The following is a 22,692-nucleotide window of genomic DNA, read 5'->3' as shown; positions in this document are numbered from 1 at the left end:
TGATGCACGGTCGATTTGGATTGAGTTATTTGCTAAAAGTAAGTGTTGTTGGGCTAGTGAGTGCAACTATACTTTCGTGCTCTTCATTACAGAGAGAAGTTACGGAAGTTTTACACACCGAGACCCACTCAAGTGATGTGCTTGATTATGTAGATCCATTTATTGGAACTGGGGGGCACGGCCACACCTTTCCCGGCGCAACGGCGCCTTTTGGTATGGTGCAGTTGAGTCCAGATAATCCGTCAAAGGGGTGGGACTGGACATCAGGCTATCATTATTCTGACAATGTGCTTTTGGGTTTCAGCCATACGCATTTGTCGGGAACAGGGGTGGGGGACTTACTGGATGTTTTAGTGATGCCTTTTCAAGGTAATTATCTGCAAACTATCGCACAGCAAGACAATAGTGTCTTTACTGAGTATACCAAAAATGTGCCACTGATATACGATACTTACGCCAAAGAAAATGAACAAGCTCAGGCAGGATATTACCAAGTTTCTCTTGATAAATCAGGCATCCGAGCAGAGTTAACAGCGAGTGAACGCGTCGGTGTTCATCGTTATCATTTTGACTACAAAAAAGAGGCAAAACTAATTTTTAATTTGGGTTATGCTCAGAATTATGATGAAGCAACAGAAACATCATTTTCAAAAATTAGCGATACTAAGTTGGTCGGTTATCGTCGGTCAACAGGGTGGGCCAAACGCCAAACTGTTTATTTTGTCGCGGAATTCAATCATCCTTTTTCTCATCAATATTTCGAAAACAAAGAACCTAAACTCGGTGATAAACATCAAGGAATATTGTCTGAAGCGGTACTAAATTTTGGAGAACTAGCCGATGAACTGGTCGTTAAAGTGGGTATTTCCTATGCCAGTATTGCCGGAGCACAAGCCAACATCGATTTAGAAGTACCGCATTTTGACTTTGAAAAAGTGAAAAACGAAGTCCAGCAAACGTGGCGTGAGCAGCTAAATATTTTTGAAATTGATAGCGTCCAAAGCTTGGAGAAGAAAACAAAGTTTTATACGGCATTTTATCATTCGATGATTGCGCCACACTTATATAGTGATGCATTAGGACAATTTACCGGTGGAGACGGTAAATTATACACAACAAATAAAGCACTGCCCAGATACACGCTATTTTCACTGTGGGATACATTCAGAACGTTACATCCTCTGTTGACCATTACTCACCCCAAGTTAATAGACCCAATGATGCACTCAATGTATGGGTTTTATGAAGAGACACGTTTGTTACCTACATGGGATTTAATGGCAAATGAAACAGATGTCATGATTGGCTACCATGCTGTGCCTGTGCTAGTTGATGCCTATTTTAAAGGCCTAACCACACTCAAACCCGAACAAATCTTATCTGCCAGCAAGGCATCAGCGATGCAAGACATGTTTGGCATTGATCATTTTAAACAATATGGGTACATACCTTCAGAACTGGAAGTAGAGGCAGTATCAAAAACACTTGAGTATGCATTTGATGATTGGGCTATTGCAAAACTAGCCGCGTCAATTGCAGCTGAGGATGATGCTGCCTATTTTGCTGATAGGGCAAGCGCGTATAAGACCTTATTTGATAAAGAGCTTCAATTCATGCGGGGTAAAGATCAAAATGGTAAGTGGGTGGAGCCATTTAACCCAACTCATGTTGAGCATCGAAATACAGACTACACAGAAGCTAATGCTTGGCAATATACTTGGTTTGTCCCTCACGACGTTGAGGGCTTGATTGCGCTTTTTGGCGGGAACGTGCCTTTTGTCAATAAATTGGACGAGCTTTTTACGACCAGTTCAGAAATGCACGGGGATGATGTATCACCAGATATTTCTGGGTTAATTGGCCAGTATGCTCATGGAAACGAGCCGGTTCATCACGTGCCCTATTTATATGCGCTAGCAGGATCACCAGAAAAAGGTGAGCAAAGGATTAGGCAAATACGCGATACGATGTACACCAGTCAAGCCGATGGCCTTGCGGGCAATGATGATGTTGGTCAAATGTCGGCTTGGTATGTGATGAGTGCTTTAGGGTTTTATCCGCTAAATCCAGCAAGTGGAGAATACGTTTTAGGGGTACCTGATTTTGAGCGAATCTTTTTGTATTTGGGAAGTAAGAAACTAGAAATAAAAGTCCAAGGTGAATTGACTAGTCCAGTTAAAAGAATAGAGTTTAATGGTGAGCAAATTAATAACCATAAAATTACTCACTTTGAGTTGTTAAAGGGTGGAGTTTTGACATTCATTACAGAATAAAAAAGTTGAGCGGTGAGGTAGACACTTTGTGTCGCTCACTGCACTAAACCTCAGTCTATTCTTTGGGACGCAGCTTGTATCCTATCGAGCCGTACCAAACGATCAGTAAGTAAGCTATCGGCAACAATAGGTATGCGTACTTCGCGTTTATCAACTCGCTCGCCCCTCCATAAACTAGAGGAAGAATAGCGCCGCCGGCTATTCCCATGATCAAAAGTGCAGATCCTCTTGCCGTGTGTTTTCCTAAGTCAGCCAAGGCTAGTGGCCAAATAGCTGGCCAAACCATGGCATTTGCCAATCCCAGCAGTGCAATACAAGTTATCGAATTTGGCACAACAGGCACATTCGACCACCCCCAGAGAAATTCAGCAATGCTAGTATTTGTGTCAGAGCTGAGCACTATCGCGATGCTAAGTATTATCCCCGTAATACCTGATACGACAAGTATGCTTTGCTGGGTTATGAACTTTGGAATGAGCACCAGCCCAACAATATAGCCAATCACCATAGCGGCCATTGTGTATGAAGTCAGTGTAGTGACACTTTCCAGTCCGAGTGATGATCCATATAGTCCGATTGTATCGCCTGCAATAACTTCTATTCCTACGTAGAAAAACAAGACTATGGCTCCCCAAATCAATTGAGGGTGTTGTAGCACAGATTTTGTTGGCAAGGCTTGTAAGGACTCTGTCTCCTCGATCTCGGGAAGAGAAATGCGCCACATGGCAATAGCCAAGCATATTAAGACGAAACCCATGCCAAAATATGGCAACACTAAGTTGTTCACCATATTGCTTATGGTTAATTTTCTCTCTGCCTCTGAGAGCGCGGCAATACTAGCTGTACTGACATTTGAAAAGTCACTGAGAACCAATGCTGTAAATGCAAGCGGTGCGAGTACGCCAGCGAGTTTATTGAGAATGCCCATGATGGCAATTCTAGCGGCTGCAGATTCATGCGGCCCGAGTTTAACTATATACGGATTGGCTGCCGTTTGAAGCAAGGTTAAGCCGGCTCCCATCGTAAATTGAGCAAACAAGAATATGGCAAAAGCTTGCGTTTTTGCCGCTGGTATAAACAAAAAGCTTCCGATCCCCACAAGCACCAAGCCATACACAATACCCAATCGATATCCGGTACGATCCAATATCCAAGACATCGGCAATGCCATAACCGTGTAAGCGATGTAAAAGCAGAAGGCCACGAGTAGCGCTTGAAACTCATTCAAATTGCTGACAATTTGCAGAAATGGTATCAACGCGCCATTTAACCATGTAATAAAGCCAAAAATGAAAAACAGGATGCCGACAATAATGAGTAGGAACATTTTTTTTCCTTATCAATTGTATTTATTTTGTTTCCGTTACTTTTTGTAGACCTGGTGGCTTGTCTGGGTTCAAACCCCTAGAAGCAGCTAGTGCAGCCAAATCTAAATAAAATCTCTGCACAATCAACAGAGGCTGGAGTAAGTTGTGCACATCCTCACCAACCGAGATATCTATGATCTCTGCCTCTCGTGCTTGCAAATCAAGCACAATTTGATCATGAATGTAACCGGTTGCATCATTGAGCGAAATAGATACAACAGAAATAGTTTTAGATGCCAGTGTTACGGGGCCATGCAAAAATTCTGCACTGCTAAACGCTTCAGCTTGCACACCGAGTACCTCTTTTAGCTTAAGCGCAATCTCTTTAGATATGGCATAGCCAAACCCGCGACCCACCACTATACAACGCTCAGAAATATGGAAGTTATCCTTGGTTAGCATAGCAGGCATACTTCCGGCGCGCGCGAGCTGACTGGGCAATGTTTTCAATGATTCTTGCAGGCTCGTATCTTTCGTCCAACTTGCACATAAGCCAAGTAATGCAGCTAAAGAACACAAGTAGCTTTTTGTGGCCGCGACAGCTATCTCTTCTCCTGCACACATATCTATCACTACATCTGCTACTTTAGCTAGAGGTGAAGAACTATTGTTAACTATAGCTATACAATAAGCGCCACCTTCTTTCGCATACTTTAATTGAGATACGATATCTGGGCTTTGACCTGATTGAGAAATTGCAATAGCTAAAAAGCCCTTCAGGTTGAGTGTTTTGTTGAACACGCTAGCGACAGACGGCGCGGCGGAAAAAACAGGTATTCCACATTGAGTTTCAAACAAGTACTTTGCAAAGACGCCAACATGATCAGAACTCCCACGGCCGACAGTCATAATGCCAAGTGGAGGCGAAAGTTTGAAAGATTCGGCGAGCCCATCAAAAGTTGACCTATTGTATTTAATTAGTGTGCTAATAGAATCTGCACTTTCTTTAGATTCGCGCGCCATTATACTGCTATTCATTAGTCTCCCTCAAAAATGATACTTTTATTCGTGCATGAGTATTTAGGGTCTGTATACCAAAGGTCAACAGACCCTAATATACACCAAGTAAGGTAGCAGCATTTGTCATGCAAATGAACAAAAAATTGATGAAAAATAAAACAAATTATCTGTGCAAATTGAGATGGGTAGGCTGAATCTGTAGCTTGACGTAAACCGCATTGAAAAACACTTTCTCAATGCGGTGTGTAGTCCGAGGTATGGATCTATTTGAAACCAATCAATACCCCGCTGATTGTGGCAGGGATTTAGTATTCAAACATTGCAGAAATAGACTCTTCGTTGCTGATGCGTCGAATCGTTTCTGCGAGCATTTCGGATAAAGTGAGTTTTTTCACCTTATCCAGTTTTTGTATTTCTGGGCAAAAAGGAATACTGTCTGTGACAATAATTTCATCAATGACAGACCCGCCGAGAATCTTGGCCGCATCACCCGAAAATACGGCGTGGGTCGCATAGGCATACACGCGCTTAGCACCGTGTTCTTTAAGTGCCTCAGCCGCTTTCGCCAAGGTACCACCTGTATCAATCATGTCATCGACAATGATACAGTCGCGATCTTTGACATCACCTATGATATTCATGACCTGCGCGACATTGGCTTTAGGACGACGCTTGTCAATAATCGCTAAATCCGTGTCGTTTAGCAATTTTGCGGTTGCTCGCGCTCTAACTACTCCGCCAATATCAGGAGATACGACTACAGGAGAGGTAAAATCTCGCTTAAACATGTCATCTAGCAAGATAGGTGTGCCAAATGCATTGTCAACTGGGACATCAAAGAAGCCCTGAATTTGCTCGGCATGCAAATCAACGGTTAATACTCTATCTACACCCACACTAGACAAGAAATCAGCGACGACTCTAGCGGTAATAGGCACCCGGGCACTGCGCACGCGGCGGTCTTGTCGGGCATATCCAAAATACGGAATAACGGCAGTAATGCGTCCTGCTGATGCCCGTCTGAAGGCATCAATCATCACGATTAATTCCATTAAATTGTCGTTTGTTGGCGCGCAGGTTGATTGGATAATGAAAACGTCAGAACCACGTACATTTTCATGAATTTCGACACAAATTTCACCGTCACTAAAGCGACCTACACTGGCATTCCCGAGTTTGGTGTATAGACGTTCGGCGACTTTTTGAGCAAGTTCAGGAACAGCATTTCCTGCAAATAGCTTCATATCTGGCACAAGATATTCCTCAGTGCAATATTGATGCAATGATAGCAAAAGGCGAGAGGCTAGCATTGACGATTAATGTAAAGTCTGGTTGACGGCGATTACCTAGAAGCGAATGATGAACTAATAATTAGAAATCAACTTGCTCTAAGAATATCTTCAAGTTTTGTGTGCAAAACTGAAGTTTGCGTTCCTTTTGCCACAAAACCCTTAAATTCATTTGGTAGTTGTCGGAGTACGTTTTGTGCTTCATGTTTGTTGTTAAAAACAGCAAAAACACTTGCACCTGTACCCGTCATTCTCGACGGGGCGTAGTGTACCAACCACTGTAATAATTTTGCAACCTTCCCTTGCAGATTACACACTAAATTTTGGCAGTCGTTTCGCGTACTTTCAAAGCTGTATTCATGCGCTTTTATCATTTGCGTGTTTCTTGGTAAATCTGGGTGTTGAAATATGTCAGGTGTTGACACATGCACACCAGGATTCGCGACAAGATACCATTGCTCGGGTATGTCCATCGGCGTAATAATTTCTCCGATTCCTTCTGCGAAGCCAGTTTTACCCCTGATAAATACCGGTACATCTGCGCCAATGGTAGTGGCAATGTCCATCAGTTCAGTTAACGGCAGATTCAATTTCCAAAATGCATTCAACGCCAGTAATACGGTTGCTGCATTCGACGAGCCACCCCCAATACCGCCACCCATCGGCAAGTGTTTTTTGACAAAAATGGCCGCACCACAGTTGCTGCCTGTATGAATTTGTAATGCCTTAGCGGCTTTTATTATAAGGTTATCTTGCTCTGCCACCCCAGCCATTGGGGTTTTAAGTTCAATTGTTGCACGATCATGCACAGCGAAGCCTATTTCATCACCAACATCGAGCAACTGAAAGAGTGTTTGAAGATTGTGATAGCCATTTGGATATTGACCACAAATGTGTAAGAAAAGATTAATTTTTGCTGGAGAGGGGAGCCAAATTACATCTGTCATTCTGCCTGCCACTTGTCTATTCTTATAATTACTTGAGTTTGTTTGCTTGAATTTTTTAAAGTGAGTTTGTGAGGTAATACGAGATTATGCTTGGCTACACTGTATTGACGATAGCTGTTGTAAGTAATTTGCCACACTTCACATCCTATGCAGCTAGGTATCAGGCTTTTAATTAAACCATTCTCATAAAAAGAAACAGAATCTCTTGGTTCAGACTGTCCGGACATCCATACGGCAATAGAAGAAACAGGTATCGACCAGCTTGTGGTGTTTTCGATGAGCTTGTCAGGCGAAACATCTTGCCATTTTTTGCCATCGGCTTCTAGTATGGCGATATTTCCATCAAAGCTCATATTGGCGACAGACGAACCCACTATAGTCGTTAGCGCCATATCAAATGTTTGATTTTTTTGTTGCCAACTTAGGTATGCACTTTTTCTCTCTTCAGGTGTGATAACGGCGAGTTTACCGGATAGTTTCCAAGCATCAGGTAGGCTTTGATTAGCGATGACTGGGCTTGTTTCACTCACTTCCGGTTTTATTGCACAAGCGGTAAGCCACAATAGTGGCACCAACAGTATTAGTTTTTTGATGTTTTGTTCCTCTCTTTGGCAATAAACAAGCACTTAGCCATTTTAAAATACCGCGTATTTTACTACAATGCGACGGTTTTAATTAAAGGTATCTTTTTACTCACTCCATGGCTTTTGTTTCTATCGGGATTAATCACAATTCGGCGCCAGTGGCTCTGCGTGAGCAGGTGGCCTTTACTCCCGACAAGTTGGTGCGTGCGCTAAGTGCTTTCGCGGAAAGAAGTGGTGGCGAAGAAATAGTGATCCTGTCAACGTGTAATCGTACAGAAGTATATGTGGCAAACAGTTTAAATACAGAAGACTTGGGAAACTGGCTGGCTGTATTTCACGATGTTGACACTGAAGCTTTGCGTCCTCACATGTACGAGAATGATACGGATGCAACGATTTGTCATTTGATGCAAGTGGCATGTGGATTAGACTCACTTATATTGGGTGAGCCGCAAATATTAGGTCAGGTAAAACAAGCATATAGCGAAGCAAAGCGAGCCGGCACGGTGGGTGTGCAGCTAGATAAGTTGTTTCAAACTACCTTTTCTGTTGCCAAGCAAGTGCGATCGCAGACCGAAATTGGCGCAAATGCAGTTTCAGTCGCTTTTGCTGCAGTGCAACTCGCCAAGCAGATTTTTTCGTCAATTGACAAAAGCCGTATTCTACTTGTCGGTGCTGGCGAAACCATAGAATTGGTCGGTAAACATTTGCTCGATGCAAAAGCAAAGCAAATCATGGTTGCCAACAGAAGTCTAGAAAACGCAAAGCGTTTAGCTAAAACACTTCATGGAGAAGCAATTACAATTAGCCAGATTCCGTCGCACTTGGCTGAGGCAGATGTGGTGATAAGTTCCACTGCAAGTGCCTTACCCTTGATTGGCACGGGTATGGTGAGTACAGCGCTAAAACAACGTAAACATAAACCGATGTTGTTGATTGATTTGGCAGTCCCTAGAGATATTGAAAACGAAGTTGAAGCACTAGATGATGCATACCTTTACACGGTAGATGATTTACAAGACATCATTACTCAAAATTTGGCCAATCGAGAGCAAGCGGCTGCGCAAGCAAAACAGTTGGTGGCAGAGAAAGCATCGGCCTTTAGTGATTGGTTAGCACAGGCGAAGCATGTTGATTTGATTCGCTCCTATCGAATGCAAGCTGAGCAAGCGACGAAGGAACTAGTCAGCAATAGTGAACGTATGCTTGCTCAAGGAAATGATCCAAGTGAGGTTTTAAAGAGCTTGGCCTTTAAGTTATCCAAACAACTAATGCATGGTCCAACGAAAGCTCTGCAGCTGGGCATTAAATCTGGCAATACTGAGATCATCGACATACTCAAAGCTGGCTTGGTGGCGAACGATAAATATGTCGATAGAGACGAATAATAACAGGAATTAAATGAAAGACTCCGTAATACACAAACTTGAAACTCTGGTTGAGCGCTTTGAAGAAGTACAAGCACTGTTGGGTGATCCTGAAGTCATTGGCGATCAAAACCGTTTTAAAGCCTTATCAAAAGAGTATTCCCAGCTGGAGGAAGTGGTTAAGCAATTCGGCGCGTATAAACAGGCACAAGATGATCTTGCCTCAGCTCAAGAAATGATGCAGGAAGACGACCCTGAAATGCGTGAGATGGCGCAAGAAGAGATGAAAGTAGCTAAAGCAAATCTGGAAGATTTGGATATCTCTTTGCAAGTTTTGCTTTTACCCAAAGATCCCAATGATGATAATAGTTGCTTTCTTGAGATCAGGGCAGGAGCAGGTGGTGATGAAGCGGGTATTTTTGCCGGTGATTTATTCAGAATGTATTCACGCTATGCCGAGACTAAAGGTTGGTGCGTAGAAATCATGAGTGCGAATGAGGGCGAACACGGTGGCTACAAGGAGATCATCGCCAATGTGTCAGGTGAGGGCGCCTACGGTATTTTAAAGTTTGAGTCAGGTGGTCACCGTGTTCAGCGGGTACCGGAAACAGAATCTCAAGGACGGATCCATACTTCTGCATGCACCGTCGCTGTATTGCCAGAAATACCAGAGTCCGAAGCGATAGAAATCAATGCAGCTGATCTCAGAGTCGATACCTTTCGCGCCTCAGGTGCCGGTGGACAGCACGTCAACAAAACAGATTCTGCAATTCGATTAACACATATCCCGACTGGGGTGGTAGTTGAATGTCAGGACGAGCGCAGCCAGCATAAAAACAGAGCAAAGGCTATGTCCGTTTTGCAAGCTCGTTTAAATCAGTTGGAGCAAGACAAACGAGATGCACAAGAAGCCAGTACACGTCGTTCTTTAGTGGGAAGTGGTGATCGCTCCGAAAGAATTCGAACGTATAACTTTCCGCAAGGGCGCGTAACGGATCATCGTATAAACTTAACCTTGTACAAACTTGACGATGTGATTGCCGGAGACTTGGGAGCCTTAGCTGACCCCATTCGCCAAGAGCATCAAGCTGACCTATTAGCCGCATTGTCTGACGAATCATAGTTAACGAACAGCAATGGTTCATAGCGCAAGTATGAGTAGCACCTTAGTTAAAGCGGCGGTCGAGCAAGGCCGGATCTTTTTGGCAAATAGTAAGCAGGTGTCGATTCAAGATCCTTTATTTGAAGCGCGCTTATTCATGCAATCTGTGCTGGATGTTACTGCTGCGCAATACATACTTAAGTGCGACGATGCTATTTCAAGTGAAGACTATAGCCGCTACATGTCGTACATCGAACAAAGGGCTACGGGTAAACCGGTAGCCTATATTCTTGGCAAAACCGGTTTTTGGACTTTGGAGCTAATGACTAATTCTCACACCTTAATTCCGAGGTCAGAGACTGAATTATTGGTGGAGTGGGCGATAAGTTTAACACTTTACGAAAAAGCTAGGGTGCTTGACCTCGGCACTGGCACGGGGGCCATTGCTTTGTCATTGGCTAGCGAAAAACAATCCTGGCAGGTTTATGGTGTTGATCGTATTCAAGGTGCGGTGCACTTAGCGGAACAAAACGCAAAACTAAATGGCCTGTCGGCGCAATTTTTACAAAGTGATTGGTTTTCCGTTTTTGAACAGGATAAGCTAGGCTTCGATTTAATCGTCAGCAATCCACCTTATGTTGAAGAATCGAGTGAATATTTGCATCAAGGGGATTTGCGTTTTGAGCCTCGCTCTGCTCTCGTTGCAGCAAACAGCGGTTTGGCTGATATTAAGCAAATTGTTGCGCAATCGCCTCAGTACTTGAATGCAGGAGGGTGGCTGGGTATTGAACATGGCTTTGAACAACACAATGCAGTGCAAACATTGTTAGACGAAAGCGGCTTTAGTGCGATTAAAACGATCAAGGATTTAAATAATTTACCGCGAGTCACGGTTGGGCAGTTCAGATAAAAGATGAACCGCGTTCTGGATAAGAAATAGTATAAGACTCTATTGCAGCCTTGCTGGGCGCTATTGCTTATCCAGAGTTCGGTTTATAAATCGCTTCAAAATAAAATTAAGGATACGCCATGTACACAATGTTAAAACACTTACACCAAACATCGATGGTGTTGTCCCTTTTAGTTGTCATCATTGCTTTTGTAGGTGTGATATTTAACTTGTCTTTTGCGCAAAAAAAAGTGTTGAAGATAGCGCCACATATTCTTTATACACTGGCGATTATTACCGCCATATTGATGATTGTACAAATTGGCGCATATGAGCATAAGTGGTTGGCGTCCAAAGCGGTAGGATTTGTCCTTTACGTTCTATCGGCTTCCTATGCATTAAAGTGGGCGCGCAACACGCCAATGCGTATTGTTGGCCTAGTGAGTGCAATCGTATGGCTGGCGGTGACGGCAAGTATTGCCATTTCTAAAAACAGTTTATTTTAATTAAGGAAGCAAGATGACACAGATCACGCAGGTGAATATCGGTAGCATTCAAGTGGCGAACGACAAGCCTTTTGTATTGTTCGGCGGTATGAATGTACTTGAATCTCGTGACTTGGCCATGCAAATCGCCGAAACATATGTCGAGGTAACACAAAAACTGGCTATTCCATATGTATTTAAAGCCTCGTTTGATAAAGCCAATCGCTCGTCTATGTACTCCTACCGTGGGCCTGGTATGGAAGAAGGCTTGAAGATTTTTGAAGAAATAAAATCTACCTTCAAGGTACCAATCATCACCGATGTGCATGAACCTTTCCAAGCTGAACCAGTAGCGGAAGTGGCAGACGTTATTCAACTGCCAGCATTCTTAGCAAGACAAACCGACTTAGTGGCGGCAATGGCAAAAACCGATGCGGTAATTAATGTTAAAAAGCCACAGTTTTTGGCACCCCATGAGATGCGCCACATTGTTAAGAAATTTGAAGAGGGCGGAAACAGTAAGATTTTACTGTGCGAGCGGGGTAGTTGTTATGGCTACAACAACCTTGTGGTAGATATGTTGGGTATGGACGAAATGAAGCCAATGGCGCCAGTTATTTTTGATGCCACACACGCTTTGCAAAAACCTGGAGGGCGTGCGGATTCTGCGGATGGCCGTAGGCGTCAAGCAGCCGATCTAGCCAGAAGTGGAATGGCCTTAGGTTTGGCTGGCCTATTTATTGAATCCCACCCCAATCCAGAAGAAGCCAAATGTGATGGGCCATGCGCCTTACCTCTGGATAAATTAGAAGCCTATCTTCAGCAAATGAAATCAATCGATACATTAGTAAAAAGTTTCGCGCCATTGGATATTCAGTAATCCAACTCACTAAGTTTTAGATTGGTTGCATAGACACATACATCGTACTACCTAAACCTTTTAGTGAGGTATGCTTTGGCGTGTTAAGGGGGATTGTTCCTCGAACAAACTGTCTAGTTTGTTCGTCTAACAATATTTGTTTGTTTTTCGCGTGAGTTTCTAATCGAGACGCGCGGATGACCGTTTCACCCCATATATCAAAATTGGGATAATTAGGGTTAATTATGCCAGCATAGACTGCACCACTTGCAATCCCGGCTCTGAAATTCAAACTTGGATAATAGGGAGATTGCTCAATGACACTTGAAAGAACATTGACTAACTGACAAGCTTTAAGTGCATTCTCTTTGTGCAGCCCGCTCTTATTGCTGTTTTCGTGAAGCCCCACAACAAAAATATATTGATCACCATTTGTTTTTACTCGAAAGGCGTCGAAATTTTGCGCTTCAGCATCGAAGGATACAAACAACTGGTGGAAGTATGTTAAGGCGTTTTGCTCGCCTATTTCTTTAATCAACTGTGTAGAATTGACTAAATCGAGATATGCAACGCTGCAAAAGTAGGTTTGCATTTCAGTTGCTTCGGTAAAGAGCGTTGGCGAATGCCTTGTTAAGTCAAAGATAGGCGGGGCGAGTTTATCGACGATGCTCTGCTGATTACTGCTATGCCTTTTCAATATTTCCCAATTAGCATTAACCATTCGGCGTATATAAATAGCACTTAAGACGCAAGAAATCATCAAAACGATGCTATTTACGAAGGCTAAGTAATTATAGGCATTTGCAAAGAGCTCAATAGAATTTGTTTGCACTAAAAAAGAAATAAAGCATAAGGTGAGTATGCTAAGAACACTATAAAATTCTACGGATTCCCTCTTTTTATAAAGCAAACTAGCGACAACAATAGCGAGTAAGTAAAAGTATTGTAAATTGAGGTTCATTTGCCACAGTATGCAGGCAAATCCAATGTAGCTTGAATAGCTTACAAATAATAAAATTCGCGCCGACCTAAAGGCACCTCGTTGCAGCATTACCCAACACGAAGCAAATAACAGTACGTGTACAAGCATGTTAATTAAGTGCTTTGTGTAGTCTGCAAACCAGAAAAGCTTAATCGATTGTAGACTTACCACTGCGCATAAAACGAAAATGATTCGGGACAATATTTGCGGCGCGGTATATTGCTTTGCTAAAGGGGGCGAGGTGAGTGAAAAGGCGCTCACATTTGTCTCATCCGTGTGACTAAACGTGAGTAAAGTATCGTTTATTTTAGTGTTTCATCCAACTGATCGACTAGCCGGATTGCGTCACCGATATAGTTTGCAGGTGTTAGTGCTTTAAGTTCTAGCTTGACTTCATCACTCAATGAAAGTTGGTCAATAAAATCGGCCATTATTTCGGCATTGACTTTTTTCCCGCGCGTGAGTTCTTTTAGTTTCTCGTAAGGCTTTTCGATGCCATAACGGCGCATTACAGTTTGAATGGGTTCCGCGAGCAATTCCCAGTTATTGTTAAGGTCGTCAAGCAGTGCTTGTTCATTGACTTGTAGTTTACTTATTCCTTTTAGAGTCGCTTGGTAAGCAATCACTGCATAGCCAAGCCCGACACCTAAGTTTCGCAGTACCGTCGAATCGGTTAAATCGCGTTGCCATCTGCTGACTGGCAGTTTGCTACTCAAGTGATTAAGAACAGCGTTTGCCAATCCTAAGTTTCCTTCAGAGTTTTCAAAGTCGATGGGATTGACTTTATGCGGCATTGTTGAAGAGCCAATTTCGCCGGCAATCGTTTTTTGCTTAAACAGACCGAGCGCAATATAGCCCCAAACATCGCGATCAAAATCAATGATAATGGTGTTGAATCTAGCAATGGCGTCATACAGTTCGGCAATATAGTCATGTGGCTCTATTTGCGTGGTAAAAGGGTTGTGGCTCAGCCCTAGGCTTTTAACAAAACGCTGCGAAAAATCGTGCCAGTCTACATTAGGGTAGGCACTCAAATGGGCATTGTAATTGCCAACTGCACCATTAATTTTGCCAAGGATCTCTACCTGTTTAATTTGTTTAAGCTGCCTGTGCAATCTCACCGCTACATTCGCCATTTCTTTCCCCATTGTCGATGGCGACGCGGGTTGACCATGTGTTCTAGACATCATAGGGATACAGCGATATTCACGGGCTAAGCCGGCAATGGCATCAATCAACGACTGGCATTGCGGGATTAATACTTGCTTGAGCCCGTTTGTGAGCATTAGTGCGTGAGAAAGGTTATTGATGTCTTCAGAAGTACATGCAAAATGAATGAATTCGTTTACCTGATGTAATTCTTCAAAGCCTTGTACCTTTTCCTTTAAGAAATATTCGACGGCTTTTACATCGTGATTAGTTGTACGTTCAATGTCTTTAATGCTTTGCGCGTCAGATTCTGAAAAGTTTTCGACAATGTCATTTAGCAGCGCATTTGCTTCTGCACTAAACGCGGGAACTTCGCTGATCTCAGTTTGTTCTGACAAAGCCTGTAGCCAACGAACTTCGACTTCTACTCTGTGTTTAATCAGGCCAAATTCACTAAAAAATGGGCGTAAACTGGCGGCTTTTGACCCATATCGACCATCGACAGGAGATAGGGCAGTGAGGCTAGATAAATCCATTAGATTTCCTAAATGTTAGTTCATACGGCGCATCGCTTCTCGAGCTGATGCTACGATTTTTTTTCGAGAAAACAGTATGCTTCTGCGACGACCACCGAGTTGACGCCAAAGCACAGTAGAGCGAATGCCCGCGAGGAGCAAAGCACGCACTTTTTTTTGATTGGATTCAATACGCAAGTATTCTGGGTTACCCGCCACCTGAATTTTAGGGGCAAGCGGACTGACAATGTCTGAATAAATACTTGCCAATGAGCTAATGATTTGTTGATGTTCAAAATCCACATGGGCAAGTTGGCGCTGCACATGTGACACCCGATCAGCAAGTTCCTGCATCGCGTTTGTATTTTTCGCGAGTTTTCGCTCCAAGCTTAACATTGATGCTATGTAACGGGTTAATTCAGCGTCTTTTTGACCACTGTTATCCAGCTGAGCAATAAGCGTGCTAAAGCCCACACGTAAATTAGAGATGGCACCATACACCTGCTGCGTATTTTCAGGTGTGGTAACTAAAATACTGGATATACTTGCTTCAAAAGCCTCTGTATCTGCTTGTCCACGACGTGCAATTGATTTTACTAAGGAAGCAGATTGACACACCCCAGCTAGGGCAAGCTGTTGTTCTTGTTCTTTATTGAGCATTATTGGCTTCTTTCTCTGCTATATCGGTGTTGCGGGTGTGTTGTGATTGTGTGTCATCTAATTTGATATATTGATCGATTATTGCCCCGCCCAAGCATATGTCGTCTTGATAAAATACGGCGGATTGCCCTGGGGTAACGGCTTTTTGCGGTGTATCAAAGAGCACTTTTACCGTATCCTCGTTTATCGGATACAGCGTGCAGGGAATGTCTGTTTGTCGGTATCGTGTTTTTACGACCAATTTTGTCGCTTTGGTAAAATGGGTGCGCGATACCCAGTGTAATTGTGATGCCAGTAAGCCGTCAGAGTACAAAGACGGATGATCTGCGCCTTGGGCGACAAGCAGTACGTTTCGCTGAATGTCTTTTCCAACCACATACCAAGGTTCTTCACCGTGGTCTTTAGTACCGCCAATATACAGGCCTTTTCGTTGGCCTAATGTGTGATACATCAAGCCCTCATGCTTACCAATTACTTCGCCGTCTACCGTTTCAATGATACCCGGTTGTGCGGGTAGGTATTGACTTAAGAAGTCTTTGAATTTTCGTTCACCAATAAAGCAAATACCCGTGCTATCTTTTTTATTGTGGGTAATTAAGCCATTGGCTTCTGCAATTTTACGCACTTCGGGCTTTTCTAAGTGACCGATTGGGAATAAAGTTTTGCCAACTTGAGCGTGACTCAGAGTATACAAAAAATAGCTCTGATCCTTGTTGTTATCTAAACCGCGTATCATTTGCCATTGGCCGTCAACTAAGCGGCGCTGCACGTAGTGCCCAGTTGCAATATAGTCGGCACCTAAGTCTTCTGCTGCAAATTCTAAAAAGGCTTTAAACTTGATTTCTTTATTGCACATGATGTCGGGATTGGGTGTACGACCCGCTTTGTATTCTTCCAAAAAATACTCGAATACATTGTCCCAGTATTCCGCTGCAAAGTTGATACGATGAAGCTTGATGCCAAGTTTGTCGGCAATGGCTTGGGCATCCGCTAAATCTTCTGCAGCTGCGCAGTACTTGTCATTGTCATCTTCTTCCCAGTTTTTCATGAACAGGCCTTCGACCTGATAGCCCTGTTGTTTAAGTAAAAGCGCTGATACAGAAGAATCTACACCGCCCGACATACCAACGATAACCTTGATGTCGGCGTTGTTTTCGTTGTCCTCAAGTGGCTCTGTTAAGTGGCTGTTATTCATGTAAAACGGGGTACTCGATGCTGACTAAAATTTTTGAGCGCGAATTATAGCAAAAAAGTATGCGGAAGGTATCGTTATTCGATGACCGAATAGCTGCCATTTTCGATACCGTCTATTGTCCAGCTACCAATGCGGTATCTTATCAAGCGAAGAGTTGGGTGCCCAATATGCGCAGTCATTCGCCTTACCTGTCGATTACGCCCTTCGGTGATGGTGATGGATAGCCAAGTCGTCGGTATGGACTGTCGTTCACGTATGGGAGGGGTTCTCGGCCACACAGCTGGCTCGTCGATAACACTTACTTTTGCTGGTAAGGTTCTGCCATCTTTTAAGTCAAGCCCCTTTCGTAGTGCTTGCAGAGCGTCCTCATTGGGCTGTCCCTCGACTTGTACCCAATAAGTCTTACTGGTCTTTTTCTTCGGGTGGGTGAGTTGATTGGCTAGTTTTCCATCATCTGTGAGTATTAACAAGCCCTCGCTATCTCTATCTAGACGTCCTGCCGCATAGATGTTGGGTATATTGATATAGTCTTTTAAGGTTGCGCGCCCTTGTTGATCGGTAAATTGCGTTAAGACCAAATAGGGCTTGTTAAACAGAATAATTTTGCGTTGTTTTCTATTCATTGTTCTCACAAGAGCTGATATGTTATGGCTGCAATAGCTTCTATAAATAACCTAAATAAATTCAAGGCGTAATGTACTTTGACAAAACTAAATATTAGACAAGCAAACATAAACGATGCTGCTTTAATTCATCATTTTATCACCGAACTTGCTATTTACGAAAAAGCAGAGCATGAGGTAAAGGCCACTGTTCGCGATATCGAAACATCTATGTTTGGTGCAAACTCAAGTGTGTCAGCACTTATATGTGAGCAAGCGGGCAAAGCAATTGGATTCGCTGTGTATTTTTACAATTATTCCACCTGGTTAGGTAAAAATGGCTTGTACTTAGAGGATTTATACGTTTCTCCAAAATTCAGAGGCTGTGGAGCGGGCAAATTGCTGCTCAAACACCTTGCGAATATAGCTGTAGAACAAGGATGTGGTCGCTTTGAGTGGAGTGTACTTGATTGGAATACACCGTCCATTGACTTCTATGATTCGATTGGCGCAAAGCCAAAAAATGAGTGGATTGGATATCAATTAACTGGGAATGATTTACTGGCATTTAGCAAGAGTTAAACTTAACTTTGGAGCAAGCTATTGCTTTTTATTTTTGTCGTTTCTGTTTAATCCAAGTTCAGCCTACATACAAAAAAGGCAGTGACGATACACTGCCTTTAGCATACATTGCGTTACATTTGTTTATTGTAGACGCCTACAAAAAGATAATGTTTTTAGCTGATTCTGTTTGCAAACACTTATGCAGAGAAGTTCTCAGCAGCAAAATCCCAATTTACAAGCGACCAGAAACCTTCTAGGTAGTTTGGACGAACATTGCGATAATCGATGTAGTAAGCGTGCTCCCACAAATCAACGGTGATAAGAGGTACGACACCTTCTTCAGTGATTGGTGTGCCAGCATTGCTTGTGTTAACGATATCTAAACTACCATCTGCTGTTTTTACTAACCAAGTCCAGCTTGAACCAAAATTGTTTACCGCTTTATCATTGAACGCAGCTTTAAACTCAGCAAATGATCCCCACTTGGCGTTGATAGCGTCTGCAACATCGCCAGTAGGCTCACCGCCACCGTTGGGGCTTAAGCTATTCCAGTAAAAGGTGTGATTCCAGATTTGTGCAGCATTGTTGAATACACCGCCGTCACTTGTTTTAACAATCTCTTCTAAGGACTTATCTGCAAGTTCAGTTCCTTCGATTAAACCGTTTAGTTTAGTCACGTACGTGGCGTGATGTTTACCGTGGTGAAATTCAAGCGTTTCAGCCGAAATATGTGGTTCCAATGCATTTTTTTCGTACGGTAATGCGGGTAACTCAAAAGCCATGTGTTTTCTCCATTAAGTATAAGTGTTTTCTAAGCTACTAGAGAGTAGGGGTTTGTCGTTAATTTTTAAACCCTTACGCTTATAAGTTTTTCATCTAGTACTGTTTTTTCTGTTTTTCTAGTTATCTAGATCACCGGTTATGAGATATATCTTTTATTTTGTTAAATCGCCTTGATATTCATCATTGCTGGCCTTACCTTACAGACAGTTATCACAACTGTGAATTTATCGATTTAGAAGGCGAAAAATATGGAAACAATAGATAAGATTAAAGAGCAAATTAGTGAAAACCCAGTGTTGTTATACATGAAAGGTTCGCCTAAGTTGCCAAGTTGTGGCTTTTCTTCTCAGGCTTCACAAGCACTGATGTCGTGCGGAGAGCAGTTTGCGTATGTTGACATATTGCAAAATCCGGATATCCGTGCGGAATTACCTAAGTATGCCGATTGGCCAACTTTTCCTCAGTTATGGGTCAAGGGAGAATTGATTGGCGGCTGTGATATTATTTTAGAGATGTTTCAACAAGGTGAATTGCAAACCTTGATAAAAGAAGCAGCGTCAGAAGCAGAATAATTTTATTGATAAGCGCCTGAGATAATCGGGCGTGAATTTATCCAACATTTTTAAACAATGATTCGCCTACAATAGTCGTATCGATGATATCTTGAGCCATTTCAACACACGATCCACATTGACTGCCGAGACCTAGTTTGGCTTTTAGTTCGCGCATATTGCCGATACCGTCTTCACGTACCGCTTTTTCAATTTGTGAATCTGTGATGCCGTAACACATGCAAACAAACATTATCGCTTCCTAATAAATATCATTGCAAATGATAATAGTTGTTATTCACACTTAGTGCAAGCCACTTTTGTTCTTTTTTGCGAATAATTATTATTTTCTTTACGGCGGAATTGTATTGCGCTGAATTAGGCTGAGTAGGGTCTGCTAGCATCAAAAACGCTGCAAGTATATCCATATACGCTTTAGTTTTTCGTCCATGAAAAACAAATTTTGATTCTAGAAGCCCCTACTCAACATAGTTTAATCCGGCTATGTTGTATTCTTTAATAGCAAAGCGATAAACAGCCATTATGGCCACCCACCCAAACTTTGGTAGCGGTTAATCATATAGCAAAATAATTCTGCGGTTTTCTGCGTGTCGTACAAAGCGGAATGCGCTTCATTTTGATCAAAGCTAATTCCTGCTGCTTGGCATGCTTTAACCAATACCGTTTGTCCAACACTCATTGCCGCTAAAGACGTGGTATCAAAAGAAACGAAAGGATGGAAAGGGGAGCGCTTTATATTGTGGCGCTCGATTGCCGCATTGACAAAACCTTGATCGAAAGTAGCGTTGTGAGCCACGATGACACTTCGCTGGCAGTCTGACTTTTTTTGAGCTTTGCGTATAAACTTGCACAATTCTTTAAACACCATATCTTCTGCTTTAGCGCCACGCAAGGCGCAAAAAGGATCGATACCGTTGAACTCTATGGCCGCCTTTTCGATATTGGCACCTTCAAATGGCACAACATGCTCATGGAAGCACTCATCCATTACAAAGGCATTGTCTTTTATTTTTAAGGTGATAGCGGCAATTTCCAATATAGCATCTGTATTAGCATTAAAACCCGCAGTTTCGACATCAATGATTACAGGGAAATAGCCTCTGAATCTGTCTTTCAATTGAAAAGAGGAAGTTGGCATTATTGTAGTTAGGTTCCTTGCAGAAAATATTGTCTACTTAGTAATTGCGCTACGATCGCTTTAGTTAGGCACGTAAGAGCCTAGGGTCAACAAATCATAGAATATGGGCATTAAGTTTTGTTGAATTTTTGCCGATATCTTACTCATATAGACAGACCGTATTATGACAAAAAACATGACAAAAATCTTCGTATCTGACATTTCAACGGCAAATAAATACTTAAGTGCTTTTATTCTGTTTGTTGGAGCGGCTTTTACAAATTATGCGAATCATGCAAATGCTAATATGCGAGAATATATCGCGCAAATTGATGAGTCGACTTGGACGATGTCTACACAAACAAGGTTGGTGTGTGAATTGAGTCACGATATACCAGGCTATGGACAAGCGCAATTTGTGTCTGAAGCGTCAAAACAACTTAATCTAGAGTTTACCTTAGATATGAAAAGGTTACCCGGAAAGTATGACACCGCAACATTATACTCCAAGCCACCATCGTGGATGCCAGGCGTAGCAGCGCGGCGTCTAGCGAATATGGATTTGCGTAAACAATACGATGCCGATCTTCCTGAGGAGGCAGCTTGGCAGATGTTAACTGAGCTGGAAAAAGGTTTTTTCCCGACGATCTTGTATCAAGACTGGTTAAATCCAAATGATCAAGTTGCCGTAGGCTTAAATGCGGGTAACTTTGAACCGCTATACCAAAGCTTTTCTAACTGTATTAGCAACTTACTGCCTTTTAGCTTTGAAGATATTGCGTACACGGTGCTTAGTTATAAAAAGAATAGTGCTGAATTGACTAAGTATTCTCAGCGTCGGTTGGATATGATTGGTGAGTATTTAAAAGAAGATTTGGCTCTCGACTTAGTGCTTGTCTCAGGATTTACGGACAGCTATGGTGGCAGTTGGGCAAATGAACAACTCTCTATAAAACGCGCGAATGAGATTAGAGATTACTTTGCTTCGATGGGTGTCGACAGTGATAGAATTGACGTAAATGGCTATGGCGAAAAGCGCCATATTTCTCCCAACGACACCCAATTGGATCGAGCTAAAAACCGACGTGTGGTTATTAGGATGGCAAAATCCTAAGGCACCTTATCTAGCTTCATAAATGGGAGTATATGGTCGGTGAATAGGCCGTCAACGCCGCTGCTTCGTATCCGATTAAAATACGCTTCGTCAGACATGTTGCCAAATAAGGCATCTTGTCTGTACGTGTATGGGTGAATAGTCAGCTGCGCTGCTTTAGCATAGTTTAACAAGGCTTTGGGTTTACCATGCCCATCTTCAAAAATTTGTGGTAGCCACGGGCCAATGCCATCAGCGTATTGTGCCACTTCTTCAATACCCTGTTGTGATTTCAAGGCGTCATAATTGGCTGAAGATTCTTGCCAATCATTCTCGGCCAATAACTGCACCAGCTTCACCTTACTCTTGAACTCTTGTCTAATGCGTTTCAAGCTTGGCGGGTAAAAGCATTGCACATAAATATTGGCCTCACGGCTATTTAATCCATGTTTGTTGAGTACATCCAGAGTGATTTTGGTTATGTCTATACCCTCACTTAGGTGAAATTCGGGGGATTTGATCTCGGGATAAAACCCTGTGTTTGTGCCAAATCGTTTGTTTAATTCTTTTATTAATTCGATGTGCTCTTCAAATGTAGCAATACTAAAGTACCCTGAACCGGCATAACGCTCAGGAAACACCCGCTTGCCATTTGCGTCGGTTCTTTCGTGAACTTGCAATCTCCTTAATTCTTTTAGCGTAAAATCAATCACATAGTATCTGCCGTCGCTGCGTTTTCTGCTAGGGTAAAGCAGTTCAACATTTGTCACGGTTTCTAAATGGATATCGTGCAATACAATGAGTTGCTCATCTTTGGTCGCGACCAAATCTTGCTCAATGTAGTCGGCACCTTGCATATAACTGAGCACCAGCGCTTCTTTGGTATGTTCGGGTAAAAAGCCAGATGCACCACGATGGGCAATGATGTCGAAAGCCCATAAGGTGAAGGAATAATGGCTAAGCAAAATAACAAAGATGAGTTGATTTAATTTACGCAAAAGTGACTCCAGCTTGCATATCGATATTTGCGGTAACGCGGCATACCGAGTAAAAAAATTAAAACGGAAGCGTAAAGCCCTTGTATTACCAAAAGATGAATCTGAGCATGCGATTGCCGCTGTTTGTCGCAAATGGAGGTATTTATCTTATAAATCATTTGTTTTTTATCGTATTGATCTATATAAAGATAATAGAGGCTGTTTATTTTGATTGATTCTTTTTGTTGGCTCTAAAATTGGATAGTACTTCGTTGTAGTTGGCTTATTTGGAACCACCAAACTGCACCAACTACGCCTTGTTTTATCCAATTTTAGAGCCAACAAAAAGAATCAATCAAGA

At 42.6% G+C, this 22,692-nt stretch carries 23 protein-coding genes; 9 read left to right on the top strand and 14 right to left on the bottom strand.

Going from position 1 to position 22,692, the window contains the following annotated elements; all coding sequences use genetic code 11:
• The first annotated feature begins 2 nt into the window (after positions 1-2).
• Positions 3-2,273: a GH92 family glycosyl hydrolase gene (locus ACFOHL_RS03090; protein ID WP_376918732.1), complete on the top strand. Its 2,271-nt coding sequence runs from the start codon at positions 3-5 to the stop codon at positions 2,271-2,273.
• Positions 2,274-2,328: 55 nt separating this feature from the next.
• Here ACFOHL_RS03090 and ACFOHL_RS03085 read toward each other — a convergent pair whose 3' ends face one another.
• The 5 genes from ACFOHL_RS03085 to lolB all read right to left on the bottom strand — a co-directional run bounded on the left by ACFOHL_RS03085 (position 2,329) and on the right by lolB (position 7,399).
• Positions 2,329-3,600, bottom strand: a complete 1,272-nt coding sequence (locus ACFOHL_RS03085; protein ID WP_376918731.1) for a sugar MFS transporter — start codon at positions 3,598-3,600, stop codon at positions 2,329-2,331.
• A gap of 22 nt (positions 3,601-3,622) precedes the next feature.
• Positions 3,623-4,618 carry a glucosamine-6-phosphate deaminase NagB-II gene (gene nagB-II / locus ACFOHL_RS03080; RefSeq protein WP_376918730.1) on the bottom strand — a complete coding sequence of 332 codons (996 nt, stop codon included), beginning with the start codon at positions 4,616-4,618 and terminating at the stop codon, positions 3,623-3,625.
• 287 nt (positions 4,619-4,905) lie between these two features.
• The gene (locus ACFOHL_RS03075) at positions 4,906-5,853 is read right to left on the bottom strand and encodes a ribose-phosphate pyrophosphokinase (protein WP_376918729.1); all 948 of its coding nucleotides are present in this window, start codon (positions 5,851-5,853) and stop codon (positions 4,906-4,908) included.
• A 125-nt stretch (positions 5,854-5,978) separates the two neighbouring features.
• A complete protein-coding gene (ispE, locus tag ACFOHL_RS03070; protein WP_376918728.1) occupies positions 5,979-6,836 on the bottom strand; it encodes a 4-(cytidine 5'-diphospho)-2-C-methyl-D-erythritol kinase in 858 nt (285 codons plus the stop codon).
• A complete protein-coding gene (gene lolB / locus ACFOHL_RS03065) occupies positions 6,833-7,399 on the bottom strand; it encodes a lipoprotein insertase outer membrane protein LolB (protein WP_376918727.1) in 567 nt (188 codons plus the stop codon). Before lolB ends, ispE begins: the two co-directional genes overlap by 4 nt.
• A gap of 137 nt (positions 7,400-7,536) precedes the next feature.
• Between lolB and hemA the strand changes: the two genes are divergently transcribed.
• The 5 genes from hemA to kdsA all read left to right on the top strand — a co-directional run bounded on the left by hemA (position 7,537) and on the right by kdsA (position 12,143).
• Complete coding sequence (gene hemA, locus ACFOHL_RS03060) at positions 7,537-8,808, top strand: glutamyl-tRNA reductase (protein WP_376918726.1); 1,272 nt, start codon at positions 7,537-7,539, stop codon at positions 8,806-8,808.
• A 13-nt stretch (positions 8,809-8,821) separates the two neighbouring features.
• Positions 8,822-9,910 (top strand): peptide chain release factor 1, encoded by a 1,089-nt coding sequence (gene prfA / locus ACFOHL_RS03055; RefSeq protein WP_376918725.1) that lies wholly within the window; start codon positions 8,822-8,824, stop codon positions 9,908-9,910.
• Between the two features lie 31 nt (positions 9,911-9,941).
• Entirely contained in the window at positions 9,942-10,799 is an 858-nt protein-coding gene (prmC, locus tag ACFOHL_RS03050) for a peptide chain release factor N(5)-glutamine methyltransferase (RefSeq protein ID WP_376918724.1), read from the top strand.
• 119 nt (positions 10,800-10,918) lie between these two features.
• Entirely contained in the window at positions 10,919-11,284 is a 366-nt protein-coding gene (locus tag ACFOHL_RS03045) for a SirB2 family protein (RefSeq protein WP_376918723.1), read from the top strand.
• A 13-nt stretch (positions 11,285-11,297) separates the two neighbouring features.
• On the top strand, positions 11,298-12,143 hold the full coding sequence (gene kdsA, locus ACFOHL_RS03040) for a 3-deoxy-8-phosphooctulonate synthase (RefSeq protein WP_376918722.1): 846 nt from the start codon (positions 11,298-11,300) through the stop codon (positions 12,141-12,143).
• Positions 12,144-12,159: 16 nt separating this feature from the next.
• On the opposite strand, the gene ACFOHL_RS03035 is transcribed toward kdsA, so the two are convergent.
• The 5 genes from ACFOHL_RS03035 to ACFOHL_RS03015 form a co-directional block, all read right to left on the bottom strand.
• Positions 12,160-12,819 (bottom strand): adenylate/guanylate cyclase domain-containing protein, encoded by a 660-nt coding sequence (locus tag ACFOHL_RS03035; protein WP_376918721.1) that lies wholly within the window; start codon positions 12,817-12,819, stop codon positions 12,160-12,162.
• A gap of 587 nt (positions 12,820-13,406) precedes the next feature.
• Positions 13,407-14,789, bottom strand: coding sequence for an adenylosuccinate lyase (gene purB, locus ACFOHL_RS03030; RefSeq protein ID WP_376918720.1), 1,383 nt, complete (start codon positions 14,787-14,789; stop codon positions 13,407-13,409).
• Positions 14,790-14,804: 15 nt separating this feature from the next.
• Positions 14,805-15,428, bottom strand: coding sequence for a high frequency lysogenization protein HflD (gene hflD, locus ACFOHL_RS03025; RefSeq protein ID WP_376918719.1), 624 nt, complete (start codon positions 15,426-15,428; stop codon positions 14,805-14,807).
• Positions 15,418-16,623 carry a tRNA 2-thiouridine(34) synthase MnmA gene (gene mnmA / locus ACFOHL_RS03020; protein ID WP_376918718.1) on the bottom strand — a complete coding sequence of 402 codons (1,206 nt, stop codon included), beginning with the start codon at positions 16,621-16,623 and terminating at the stop codon, positions 15,418-15,420. The genes hflD and mnmA overlap by 11 nt, the downstream gene beginning before the upstream one ends.
• A gap of 74 nt (positions 16,624-16,697) precedes the next feature.
• Entirely contained in the window at positions 16,698-17,246 is a 549-nt protein-coding gene (locus ACFOHL_RS03015) for a pseudouridine synthase (protein WP_376918717.1), read from the bottom strand.
• A 78-nt stretch (positions 17,247-17,324) separates the two neighbouring features.
• Here ACFOHL_RS03015 and ACFOHL_RS03010 point away from each other — a divergent pair, with 78 nt between their 5' ends.
• On the top strand, positions 17,325-17,807 hold the full coding sequence (locus ACFOHL_RS03010; protein WP_376918716.1) for a GNAT family N-acetyltransferase: 483 nt from the start codon (positions 17,325-17,327) through the stop codon (positions 17,805-17,807).
• 179 nt (positions 17,808-17,986) lie between these two features.
• Here ACFOHL_RS03010 and ACFOHL_RS03005 read toward each other — a convergent pair whose 3' ends face one another.
• A complete protein-coding gene (locus ACFOHL_RS03005; protein WP_376918715.1) occupies positions 17,987-18,571 on the bottom strand; it encodes a Fe-Mn family superoxide dismutase in 585 nt (194 codons plus the stop codon).
• 249 nt (positions 18,572-18,820) lie between these two features.
• Here ACFOHL_RS03005 and ACFOHL_RS03000 point away from each other — a divergent pair, with 249 nt between their 5' ends.
• Positions 18,821-19,144, top strand: a complete 324-nt coding sequence (locus ACFOHL_RS03000; RefSeq protein ID WP_376918714.1) for a Grx4 family monothiol glutaredoxin — start codon at positions 18,821-18,823, stop codon at positions 19,142-19,144.
• A 37-nt stretch (positions 19,145-19,181) separates the two neighbouring features.
• Here the strand turns inward: ACFOHL_RS03000 and ACFOHL_RS02995 are convergent, their stop codons facing one another.
• Together ACFOHL_RS02995 and rnt are read right to left on the bottom strand one after the other, a co-directional pair.
• The gene (locus ACFOHL_RS02995; protein ID WP_376918713.1) at positions 19,182-19,376 is read right to left on the bottom strand and encodes a (2Fe-2S)-binding protein; all 195 of its coding nucleotides are present in this window, start codon (positions 19,374-19,376) and stop codon (positions 19,182-19,184) included.
• 288 nt (positions 19,377-19,664) lie between these two features.
• Positions 19,665-20,282, bottom strand: a complete 618-nt coding sequence (gene rnt / locus ACFOHL_RS02990; RefSeq protein ID WP_376918712.1) for a ribonuclease T — start codon at positions 20,280-20,282, stop codon at positions 19,665-19,667.
• Between the two features lie 286 nt (positions 20,283-20,568).
• Between rnt and ACFOHL_RS02985 the strand changes: the two genes are divergently transcribed.
• Positions 20,569-21,375: a flagellar protein MotY gene (locus ACFOHL_RS02985; RefSeq protein WP_376918956.1), complete on the top strand. Its 807-nt coding sequence runs from the start codon at positions 20,569-20,571 to the stop codon at positions 21,373-21,375.
• Here the strand turns inward: ACFOHL_RS02985 and glpQ are convergent.
• Positions 21,372-22,352, bottom strand: coding sequence for a glycerophosphodiester phosphodiesterase (glpQ, locus tag ACFOHL_RS02980; protein ID WP_376918711.1), 981 nt, complete (start codon positions 22,350-22,352; stop codon positions 21,372-21,374). The genes ACFOHL_RS02985 and glpQ overlap by 4 nt on opposite strands.
• Positions 22,353-22,692 lie beyond the last annotated feature (340 nt).

This window comes from Agaribacter flavus (assembly GCF_042646125.1).
GTDB classification, from domain to species: Bacteria; Pseudomonadota; Gammaproteobacteria; order Enterobacterales; family Alteromonadaceae; genus Glaciecola; species Glaciecola flavus.
The sequence above is the reverse complement of the archived record's forward strand: the minus strand, read 5'-3'. Positions and strand labels throughout refer to the sequence as shown.

Excerpts from the sequence above, each read along its gene's own strand:
- ACFOHL_RS03015 (WP_376918717.1), bottom strand. The coding sequence starts at position 17,246 with ATGAATAGAAAACAACGCAAAATTATTCTGTTTAACAAGCCCTATTTG.
- nagB-II (WP_376918730.1), bottom strand. The coding sequence starts at position 4,618 with ATGAATAGCAGTATAATGGCGCGCGAATCTAAAGAAAGTGCAGATTCT.
- prmC (WP_376918724.1), top strand. The coding sequence starts at position 9,942 with ATGAGTAGCACCTTAGTTAAAGCGGCGGTCGAGCAAGGCCGGATCTTT.
- ACFOHL_RS03005 (WP_376918715.1), bottom strand. The coding sequence starts at position 18,571 with ATGGCTTTTGAGTTACCCGCATTACCGTACGAAAAAAATGCATTGGAA.
- ACFOHL_RS03045 (WP_376918723.1), top strand. The coding sequence starts at position 10,919 with ATGTACACAATGTTAAAACACTTACACCAAACATCGATGGTGTTGTCC.
- ACFOHL_RS03085 (WP_376918731.1), bottom strand. The coding sequence starts at position 3,600 with ATGTTCCTACTCATTATTGTCGGCATCCTGTTTTTCATTTTTGGCTTT.
- ACFOHL_RS03000 (WP_376918714.1), top strand. The coding sequence starts at position 18,821 with ATGGAAACAATAGATAAGATTAAAGAGCAAATTAGTGAAAACCCAGTG.
- purB (WP_376918720.1), bottom strand. The coding sequence starts at position 14,789 with ATGGATTTATCTAGCCTCACTGCCCTATCTCCTGTCGATGGTCGATAT.
- prfA (WP_376918725.1), top strand. The coding sequence starts at position 8,822 with ATGAAAGACTCCGTAATACACAAACTTGAAACTCTGGTTGAGCGCTTT.
- ACFOHL_RS02995 (WP_376918713.1), bottom strand. The coding sequence starts at position 19,376 with ATGTTTGTTTGCATGTGTTACGGCATCACAGATTCACAAATTGAAAAA.
- hflD (WP_376918719.1), bottom strand. The coding sequence starts at position 15,428 with ATGCTCAATAAAGAACAAGAACAACAGCTTGCCCTAGCTGGGGTGTGT.
- ACFOHL_RS02985 (WP_376918956.1), top strand. The coding sequence starts at position 20,569 with ATGCGAGAATATATCGCGCAAATTGATGAGTCGACTTGGACGATGTCT.
- kdsA (WP_376918722.1), top strand. The coding sequence starts at position 11,298 with ATGACACAGATCACGCAGGTGAATATCGGTAGCATTCAAGTGGCGAAC.
- rnt (WP_376918712.1), bottom strand. The coding sequence starts at position 20,282 with ATGCCAACTTCCTCTTTTCAATTGAAAGACAGATTCAGAGGCTATTTC.
- mnmA (WP_376918718.1), bottom strand. The coding sequence starts at position 16,623 with ATGAATAACAGCCACTTAACAGAGCCACTTGAGGACAACGAAAACAAC.
- ACFOHL_RS03090 (WP_376918732.1), top strand. The coding sequence starts at position 3 with ATGCACGGTCGATTTGGATTGAGTTATTTGCTAAAAGTAAGTGTTGTT.
- hemA (WP_376918726.1), top strand. The coding sequence starts at position 7,537 with ATGGCTTTTGTTTCTATCGGGATTAATCACAATTCGGCGCCAGTGGCT.
- ispE (WP_376918728.1), bottom strand. The coding sequence starts at position 6,836 with ATGACAGATGTAATTTGGCTCCCCTCTCCAGCAAAAATTAATCTTTTC.